General features: G+C 39.1%; 7 protein-coding genes. 2 read left to right on the forward strand and 5 right to left on the reverse strand.

Going from position 1 to position 9,320, the window contains the following annotated elements:
* The first annotated feature begins 131 nt into the window (after nucleotides 1–131).
* Both ACRD7B_RS19635 and ACRD7B_RS19640 read left to right on the forward strand, forming a co-directional pair.
* Nucleotides 132–1,403, forward strand: a complete 1,272-nt coding sequence (locus tag ACRD7B_RS19635) for a NapC/NirT family cytochrome c (protein ID WP_430826348.1) — start codon at nucleotides 132–134, stop codon at nucleotides 1,401–1,403.
* A gap of 4 nt (nucleotides 1,404–1,407) precedes the next feature.
* Nucleotides 1,408–2,709, forward strand: coding sequence for a Gfo/Idh/MocA family protein (locus tag ACRD7B_RS19640; protein WP_430826349.1), 1,302 nt, complete (start codon nucleotides 1,408–1,410; stop codon nucleotides 2,707–2,709).
* 7 nt (nucleotides 2,710–2,716) lie between these two features.
* Here ACRD7B_RS19640 and ACRD7B_RS19645 read toward each other — a convergent pair whose 3' ends face one another.
* From ACRD7B_RS19645 to ACRD7B_RS19665, 5 genes are all read right to left on the reverse strand, one after another.
* Complete coding sequence (locus ACRD7B_RS19645; protein ID WP_430826350.1) at nucleotides 2,717–3,256, reverse strand: hypothetical protein; 540 nt, start codon at nucleotides 3,254–3,256, stop codon at nucleotides 2,717–2,719.
* A 16-nt stretch (nucleotides 3,257–3,272) separates the two neighbouring features.
* Nucleotides 3,273–5,768: a DUF294 nucleotidyltransferase-like domain-containing protein gene (locus ACRD7B_RS19650; RefSeq protein WP_430826351.1), complete on the reverse strand. Its 2,496-nt coding sequence runs from the start codon at nucleotides 5,766–5,768 to the stop codon at nucleotides 3,273–3,275.
* Nucleotides 5,769–5,962: 194 nt separating this feature from the next.
* Entirely contained in the window at nucleotides 5,963–7,441 is a 1,479-nt protein-coding gene (locus tag ACRD7B_RS19655; RefSeq protein WP_430826352.1) for a DUF3360 family protein, read from the reverse strand.
* 141 nt (nucleotides 7,442–7,582) lie between these two features.
* On the reverse strand, nucleotides 7,583–8,527 hold the full coding sequence (locus ACRD7B_RS19660) for a TRM11 family SAM-dependent methyltransferase (RefSeq protein ID WP_430826353.1): 945 nt from the start codon (nucleotides 8,525–8,527) through the stop codon (nucleotides 7,583–7,585).
* Between the two features lie 95 nt (nucleotides 8,528–8,622).
* Nucleotides 8,623–9,156 carry a DUF4269 domain-containing protein gene (locus tag ACRD7B_RS19665; protein ID WP_430826354.1) on the reverse strand — a complete coding sequence of 178 codons (534 nt, stop codon included), beginning with the start codon at nucleotides 9,154–9,156 and terminating at the stop codon, nucleotides 8,623–8,625.
* Nucleotides 9,157–9,320: the final 164 nt, after the last annotated feature.

Genomic DNA, 9,320 nt, shown 5'->3' on the forward strand with positions numbered 1-9,320 from the left:
TGTTGTGGGTTCTTTTACGTTTCTCAAAGTCAATAAATTAGCGTGGTGATTGCTATGGAGGAAATCAGCGCAGTAAAATTTTATGAATCCAAAAAAAATGGTAATGTTTAAAAGCAATTTTCTTGATGCTGATGAACTATAAACGAATTATACAAATTGTTCTGCTAATGGCAGTGCTTGTTTTAAGTACTTACTTGTTCAAACAAGCTGATACTTATACTTCGAGTGCTGCTTTTTGTAATAGTTGCCATGTTCATAATCATGCTCAACTGTCCTGGGAAGGGTCAACTCATTACATCGAATCTGAAGAGGAGCTTAGCTGTGTTTCGTGTCATCTTCCCCCAAAAGGAGAAGGTTTTTATCGTGAGAAAATTAAAAGAGGTTTTAAGGATGTTTACGCCTATTATTTTAAAGATTCTGTGGATCATAATTGGGAGTTGAAGTCCAGGCCAGAACAAGCCAGGGAACATACATTTAAAGCCTCTTGTTTAGAGTGCCACCCTAAACTGTTTCCTATTCAGTTATCGCCAAATGGTGAAATAGCCCATTGGCATTATCAGCAGCATGAAACAGATATGCATTGTATCGATTGTCATTTAAATGTTGGACATGGACCAGGCGGAAAAGCATCTCATAATTTTGAGTTATTGAACACAACTATAAAAACTGATACCTTATATCTGGTTTCGGCACAGATACGCGATTTAAAGAGTTTTACTGAAACCATTCCTCAAAGTAGTATTGGTTTTGATATGATTGCCATTGAAAAAGGAGATTCATCTTTTTTTATTGGGAAAGCCGAGGTAAGCTGGGATGAGTATTTATTGTTCCTAAGAGAAACAGAATCAGAAGGCAGAAGTGAGAATGAGATCGATGGCTTTAGTGGAGCTACACCACCATGGGGTAATCCTGATCAAGGTTGGGGAATGGGAAGTCGTCCGGCCATTACCATGACGCATCATGCAGCAAGTATGTATTGTAAATGGTTGTCGGTACGAACCGGGAAAAGCTATCGCTTGCCAACTGAGGCGGAGTGGGAGTATGTAGCCAGGCAGGTAATTACAACAGAATCAGAATTGGTTAATACCATCAATTCAGATAAAACAAAAACCATAGAGCCGCAAGAGGTAAGTCCTGATGTACTTGGTTTACATCATTTGTTTGGCAATGTCAAAGAGTTTTGCGCCGATGAATTTGAGAAAGGCAGCAAAGAGCATGTTCTGAAAGGAGGTTCTTTCAAATCAGAAAAGACAAATTATCGAGCTGATTATCGGGAAGCGACACAGCACGATCATTGGATGAAAACCGATCCGCAAATACCCAAAAGCATTTGGTGGTATTCCGATTGTAATGATGTTGGCTTTCGTTTGGTATTAACTTATCAGAATACAGAAAAACCGTAATGATATGGGCAAATATTCACGTCGCGAGTTTATAAATAATACCCTGTTGGCAGGTGGATTAACATTGGCATCGAGCTTGGGGAGTTGCAAGTCAAAATCGGTAAAACAACCCTTGGATGCTGCACCTGACGGACCCGTGCTTAAAGCTGGTTTAATTGGTTGCGGTTCACGGGGTACAGGTGCTGCAGTTAATTACCTCGATGCAGGGCCAAGTTTGGAATTGGTGGCCTTGGGCGATGTGTTTGAAGATAAGTTAATAGCTTGCCGACAAAACCTAAAGGAAAAAAAGGGAATTGAAATAGATTCGGAAAAGTGTTTTGTTGGCTTAGATGCGTTTCAAAAAGTGATTGATGCTGGTGTTGATGTGATACTACTGGCAACTCCGCCTTATTTTCGTCCTGAGCATTTCGAAGCGGCAGTTAAAGCCCGTAAGCATGTGTTTATGGAGAAGCCGGTTGCCGTTGATCCGGTGGGCGTACGCAGTATTCTTATTAATTCTGTGAGAGCAGAGGAACTTGGTTTAAGTGTTGTAACGGGTACAATAAAGCGCCATCAGGCCGATTACCTCGAAACCTATGAGCGCATTAAATCCGGAGCCATTGGCGATATTGTATCGGGCAATTGTTATTACAATCAAGGTAAATTGTGGCATGTTAATCCACGTGCTGAGTGGACTGAAGTTGAGTCGATGATTCGGAATTGGGTTAATTGGACCTGGTTATCGGGTGATCATATAGTGGAGCAGCATATTCACAACCTCGATTTAATGAATTGGTTTATCGGTTCTCATCCTCTTTCGGCCACAGGCTTTGGCAGTCGTCAGAGACGTACCACTGGCGATCAGTTCGATAATTTCAGTGTGGATTATATCTATCCTAACAAGGTGCATGTGCACAGCATGTGTCGACAAATTAATGGCTGTACTAACAAGGTGAGCGACCTAATTCGAGGCACGCATGGTTATACCAATTGTGAGAATACCATATTTAATGCCAAAGGCGAAATGAAATGGAAATACGAATTAACAGAAGAACAGGAAAAAGACAAGTGGCACTTTTTTTGGCGTGCTTTTGCCCAGGAGCATATTGATTGGGTGACTGCCATCAGAACCAAGGTGCCCATCAACGAAGGTAAACAAATAGCCGAAGCAACATTAATGGCGATTATGGGAAGAATATCAGCATATACTGGGAAAATTGTTACTTGGGACGAAATGCTTAACAGCGATCTTCGAATTGGCCCCAAGGTTTTTGATATGTTTACTACAGGCATAAAAAAGGCTATCCCAGTAATGGGGACATTGTAGTTTGCGATTACTTGCCAGGGTTACTTTTATTCGTTTTTAAGCTTTTCTCCCAGTAAGGTTTAAACTGCTCAATCATAAAATGTTTCCACACATTTTCAATTACCTCGGGCCATTCTGCTTCAAATTCACCTGCACCATGCACCTCTATTTTAAGTATGGTGGAATCATTAATAGCCGATAAATGATAGGTGCTGACCAATGTTAGAGCATGACCCGCCAAGCCAAGCGGGCCTTCCATGCGGAGCAATTTACCTCGTTGCGCACCTGTAACCACGGCATGGCGAACACCATCGCCCGACTCATCAAATATTTCGTAAAAACCACCGCCCGGTTTTGCTTCAATGTATAATTGATGTGGGTTACCTGAAAAAGTATGATCCCACCATGGACTGATATCACCCGTTAGTTTATCGTACACTTGTTCAGGTGCTCCTGATAGTTTTGTTTCCAACTCAAACTGAAAGTTGGTTGCGATTGTTTTTTCTTTTTTACTATTCTGACAAGCAAAAAAGATTAATGCCAATATGGTGATGGTAAACAGTCTCATGATTCCATGTTGTTTTTTAATCCGTATTTTTTATCTCACTCACAATGCTTGTTGATAAATTATTAATCAATTGAAAAATACTTTTTAAAAAATTCTTTTCCACAGGCGAAAGCTCTGCCAGTTCAATTGTATTTACAGGGTGTTCACCAGCCTGAATTAAGCGGGATTGATTCTTAAGGCGTATTTTCATCACATAATTGTAAGCTAAACTTATGTCCTTGTAAAAATCCTCTGATATTTTTCCAGCCTCGTAAAGCGCCTTAATACGTTCGGTCGTATTTGTGGTTTCAATACCATGTTTAAGCGCACTTACTCTGCTGTATTTTACAATTGGTGTTAATATCGTTTTTAGGTCAATGGTTTTTTCTTTTGATGTATGATCATTTCCCACCAGGTTACCAAAGGCATTAATTGGCGATTTAAAATTGCTGGTCATCTCAGCTAGTTTTAGCAGGAACTCGTTATTTGATTGAGCCAAATTCATAACATGTTGTCTCAAATCATCACTCAGTTGATTGTCTCCGTATATGGTTCTGAAATCAATAAAGGTACTGGCCTCAATCAATCTTTCAATATCTGGTTCATCTACCCAAGATGAGAAATAGGCTTTCCATTTTGAGAGCGGTTGGCACCATTTGGGGTTACAAGCCATCATGCCACCCTTGCAATAGTTATAACCAATTTGATCGAGCGAATCTGATATGTAATTGGCCAATTCCAGGAAGTACTCTTGTACTTTTTCATTGCTATGGGCATCGTCGTAAATTAAGCCATTGTCCTGATCGGTTAGGAGTGTTTGCTCCCTTCTGCCTTCACTACCAACTACCATAAACACATATTTGCATGGGGCAGGGCCATAGGTCTCAATGCCAAATTCTATGATTTTCCGAGTGATTCTATCTGAAATTGAAGAAGCAAAAGCAACGGTGTCGTATGTGTTTTCATTGCTTTCGGCTAATGCATGAATGAGTGTTGGTATTTTGTTGTGAATGATAGCTAATTCTTCAACTGTATTGGTGTTTTCTATTTCGAGCAATAAGTAGGCAAGCGTATTGTGCTGGATGGAAATAATACTCTCGTAAGAAATAACGCCCGAGATGGTATTATCGTGATCGGTAGTTACCAGGTGAGAAACTTTTTGGCTAGTGAAAGATAACAAGGCTTCGTGCAGACTGGCCGAGTCCGAAATGGTGCATATAGGCGCAGTCATGATGCTGGCAACCGGACTGTCTAAATTACTACTTTTAGCCACCGCTTTTTTGGTCACATCCTTGTTGGTTACAATGCCCAGAATGATCTTATCTTGTTTTACCAGTAGAAAATCTTTTTTCAAACGACTCATTTTATTGGCGGCCATTTGAATGCTGGTATCAGCTGTGCAAGCTGCGATTGATTGAACCAGGTGTTTAATAGGCTGCTTCATCAATAAGAGAGAAGTCTTAACTTCTCCTGATAGTTTGTCTGATTCCCGTTCAGCTACTTCTTTTCGCGATACTTCTTTGGTTGTAATAATGTAACCATAGGTATCGGCGTATTCTACCTTCGAAATGGAGATGATCACTTCCTTTAGTATGTTGTCGCTACAAATGAGAGACGACTCAAAGGAGAATGATTTAGTGTTATCTTTGAAGTTGGGATGAATGCTTTCCCACTTAGTGGTAAATAATTCTTCTAGTTTTTTATGGCTAATTTCTTCTTGACTAAAGCCACAAAGTGTTCTGAATTTTGCATTCGAGAAAATAATAGATTCATTCAGAAACATGAGTGTTCCTTCATTTGATGCCTCTACCAGTGTGACGTATTTTTGCCGTGATTTATGTAATTCTGCAGTTAGATTTCTCCGCTTTAGTTCAATTCCTAAGCTTTGGCGAACCACATAAAAAAGTATCAATGCGATGATGAAGGCAATAATCAAGGAAATGATTAAAAGGGAGTTTTTTAGCGCTTTAATCTCTTCTTCAACATCATCGAGGTAGATACCCGTTCCAACGATCCAGCCCCAGGGTTCAAATGATTTAACCGACGATAATTTAGGGACAATTTTTGTGGAATCATCCTTCCACTGCCACATGTAATCGATAAATCCTTCATTTTGTTCTTTTACAACTTTAGTGGCTTCAACAAAGAGTTTTTTACCATTGGCATCGTAATAGTTGTTTAAATCCGTTCCAATAAGTTCTGGGCGGTAAGGATGCATTATCATTGTTGGTTTTTCATCAATTATCCAGAAATAATCTTTTTGCTCGGAGCCATAACGTATTTGCGCTACTCTTTCTTTAGCCAGCTGTTGTGCTTCTTGCAGACTAATTGTTGAATCGGCATATTCACTTTCGTATTCACTAATTAAACTCCAGGCTGTATTGGTTAGTTCTGCAATCATTTCCTTTTTATCATCCATTATGGCTTTCTCAAAAAATGGAATGAAGAAAACCTGAATGGAAGCAATAAACAATATGATTGCCAAAGAGGATGGTAAAACGACACCTAAGTAGAAGCTTCTGTTGTTTTTCAAAATGTGGGCATTAACGATATTAAAAATGAAATCGGATAGCATTACAGCTAAAGTTCCCGACTAAATTAATGATTTTCGATATAACTATTGTAATCAAGTAAAAGGTAACTACGAATGGTATAAAAATAAGAATCGCATCTTTAGCACAATGTGTGTATAAAGATGCGATCCTTAATATGAATTAAATATTGTTTTTAGAATATTCCCTGTATGCCTGGCAACTGTCCTACCAATGCAAGTGAAACAACACAAATCACGAACATAACTGCCGGTATAATTAGTTTCTCAGACAAAGAAAGTTGTTTAGCTCTGTCAGGATCTCCTATTAAACCAAGGTTATCGAGTAACATGGTTAAGGCCCATCCGAATACCGGGTTAACAAATGCACTTGCAAAAATACATGTTCCTGCACTTAGGGCATCTTTTTGCTTTTGTACCATCTGCATTCCGGCTTCAAGTAATGGTAGAAACACACCAACAATAAGCGCCACACGTAGTACTGGAGCCCACATGGCCAAATCCATTGGTGCACCAAGAATAGACACTAATACACAAAGCAGACCTGTTAGTATGGCACCACCAGGAATAGGGCGTTTAGCAATAGCTGCCGGAATCATGTATGTACCCCAGGATGATGCTAAGTTACCACCACCAAGAAACGATCCTACCGCCTGGCGAATGGATGTGATTGTCATCGTATCATCGATATCCATTAATACATTCTTCGCTTTTTTAGGGTAGTTAAGCTCTTGGAATACGCGGTGTCCTAAATAATCGGGAGTCCACATGGCAACAGCCAAAATAGCAAAAGGCGTTACGGCTAAGAATTCTTTTAGTCCCGGCCATCCTAAGGTCCATCCAGTATCTTCTCCCCACCACCAACGCGGGTCGAAATGAGGTAATCCCGGTTCAGTAACAAATTTAAAATCGGCTCCCATGGAAAAAGCAATAATACCTGCAATGGCCGAACACAATGGTATAGCTAACCAACGCTTGTTGATACGTGCCAGAAGGGCATATATAATGACAGTAGTACCAATCACAACAAATGAAATAGGACCTGCTTTCGCATCTAATCCGGCCTCGGCTGCCGACCATAAACCAAACTTGCTAATTTGACTGAAAAGGCCTGTTGCACCAAGGAAAATAAGCAATCCGGCACGAACACCAACACCAGTAATGTTCATCAGTTTTGAGCCACCTTTGGAAACAGCCAGCACCATACCAAAAACACCTACCATTACTCCCAATGCCAGTGGATGTCCTCCGGCAGCAGCAATCATTGCAATTAGTGGTATCATTGGACCATGCGTTCCGGCAAGGTTGGCATTAGGATTTAAAACGCCTGAAAATAAAATGACGAAAATACCACCAGCGATTAGCATCTCCCAGCGTACATTTTCTGCTATGAATGCATTTTGCAGCACAGAATCGCCTCCAAATAAATTAAACTCTGTAGCAAATGCCGCAACCATGGCAGCTACCATCACAATTTTACCAATTGTTGCAGCTAGTGCAGGAACAAAATCTTCAATTTCGATTCTGAAATCTCTAAAAGGAAGATTCAATCTCCATTTACGAAATTTCATCACTTCCAACTCGTGCTCTAAGTACTCATTCCTATTGGAAAAGTCCTTGGCATCCCGCCTTTTCTCTTTGTAACTCTTACTCATACTCTTAAATTCAGCCTCTTAATAAATGTTGTTTTTATACACAAAGGCAGCAAAAATAGTAAAATAGCGATAAGTCACAATACTTATTGTGCTATCTAACAGTGATTTTGATCGATTATGAATAAGGCTTTTTGCCTGCACTCACTGTGCTTTTTGGCAGACCCATATGTTACGGGTAAATTTTTTACCTTTTTTTTCTACAGTACAATGGTCAGAAATGCTCAATCCTGATTGTTTTATCAGAGCTTTAATATCGAGTGTAGATACAATAACCAGTTTATCGGCTAACTTCGAAGCTGATTCTAAAATGTGCAAGGTGTTATTGTCATCCGAATGGCTAAACAAATTGTAGGGCAAGTCAACTATGGCAGCATCGTAGCTGGTGTTGATGTCTTTTAGGTCGGAGCGATACACATTGGCGGTGTAATTAAAATGAGCCAGATTTTCTCTTGTTGCCTTGCATGCTTTCCAATGAATGTCGCAGCCCTCAATGTCGATTCCGGAAATACATGCCTCAAGCATTACTGTGCCAACACCACAGCCAGCATCTAATAAGCGTTTCTTACTATTGCCTTTTGAAGCAATGCTGACAAGCGTTTTCGCAATGTCTATGTTGATTGCACTGCTAAATGAACAAGGTTTATTCTGGTGTTTCAGCCAATCGCTGTCGTGTTTTGTTAATACCCCGAAATACCAGGTGTTTTCGAAATAGCATATGGAATAAATAATGGTTGGATTAACATAGTCGGGATCGCCTTCGATGCAAAAGCCCACGTCTTTTAACTTGCTTAACCTTTCGGGATATTTGGTTTTGTCGCCATCCAAAACTAGGTATTCAGCCTTAAAACCATCGATGTGAATGTTTTTTTGTTTGATCTCATCAAGCAGCGAAGAATAATCACTTGAGTGTGAATGAATGTCAAATCTACATCTGATAAAGGGACTTATGGAAGGATCTACTTTTATGTTCGAAAACAAAAAGTTGTTTTTTTCTTCTTTATCGAAAACTTGCCTCGATTCCAACTTACATAATTCACTATTATGAATGTCGTATGTAAATGAATATATATAGCGGTGATTGTGCATATAAAATATTAGTTCTTGTGAAGATTAATTAAGTGGCGTTTCTCAATAAAAAGATAACTGATTAGATGTCTGTTTACCTTCCTAAGAAAAGCTAATTATTTTTCCAGTTCTAAAAGGGCTTCGTAAGGATCTCCTTTCAATCCTAGTTCAATAGCAAAAGCAGGTTCCGTTTTGTATCCTTTTTCTTTTAATTTGATAATTCTTTTCCTGAATTCATCACCATGTTCCAGAAGCAAATTATGCTCAATAATCATGTGACGATAAGCCCTTTGGTTAACAGTTGGAACATTCTGACCAAATATTTCTATTTCAAATCCATCCATGAAGAAATTAGCAACAATCGCTAATGATTCTTGTGATGTGTTTTTCCAAATTTTAAATCTTTCAGCAGTACCGAACTCTCTTACCAGTAGTTTTTCAATACTGTGTTTGTCAGTAAAGTGGCAAACGATATCTAAATCACTATTCTCAATGTCAATATTGATAGGGATTGTTCCTACTAAAATTGGATCAAACTCATTGAGAATAGTCATTATTTCATTTTTGCTTAGAACTTCATAAACGTGCCTTTGCTTGTCGTTTCCACCTTTTAGATATGTTATGTTTTTAAAGTCTATGTTTGAGTTCATTGTTTTTTAAGTAGTCTTCTAACGGCTTGTCAAATAGAGCGTGGTTAAAGCTTTGTATTTTATATTTTCATACACTAGTGACCGACTAATTTTTTAAAATGAGGGTACTCCCTAAAGGTTTCCCCTCAAAGTTGTAAATTGATTTTGCGAAACATTTTACAACA

Origin of the sequence: Carboxylicivirga fragile (genome assembly GCF_050589805.1) — a bacterium.
Classification (GTDB): domain Bacteria; phylum Bacteroidota; class Bacteroidia; order Bacteroidales; family Marinilabiliaceae; genus Carboxylicivirga; species Carboxylicivirga fragile.

What these genes read in the sequence shown, in the direction of transcription:
- ACRD7B_RS19660 (WP_430826353.1), bottom strand. Translation starts at nt 8,527, where the DNA reads ATGCACAATCACCGCTATATATATTCATTTACATACGACATTCATAAT.
- ACRD7B_RS19645 (WP_430826350.1), bottom strand. Translation starts at nt 3,256, where the DNA reads ATGAGACTGTTTACCATCACCATATTGGCATTAATCTTTTTTGCTTGT.
- ACRD7B_RS19635 (WP_430826348.1), top strand. Translation starts at nt 132, where the DNA reads ATGAACTATAAACGAATTATACAAATTGTTCTGCTAATGGCAGTGCTT.
- ACRD7B_RS19655 (WP_430826352.1), bottom strand. Translation starts at nt 7,441, where the DNA reads ATGAGTAAGAGTTACAAAGAGAAAAGGCGGGATGCCAAGGACTTTTCC.
- ACRD7B_RS19665 (WP_430826354.1), bottom strand. Translation starts at nt 9,156, where the DNA reads ATGAACTCAAACATAGACTTTAAAAACATAACATATCTAAAAGGTGGA.
- ACRD7B_RS19640 (WP_430826349.1), top strand. Translation starts at nt 1,408, where the DNA reads ATGGGCAAATATTCACGTCGCGAGTTTATAAATAATACCCTGTTGGCA.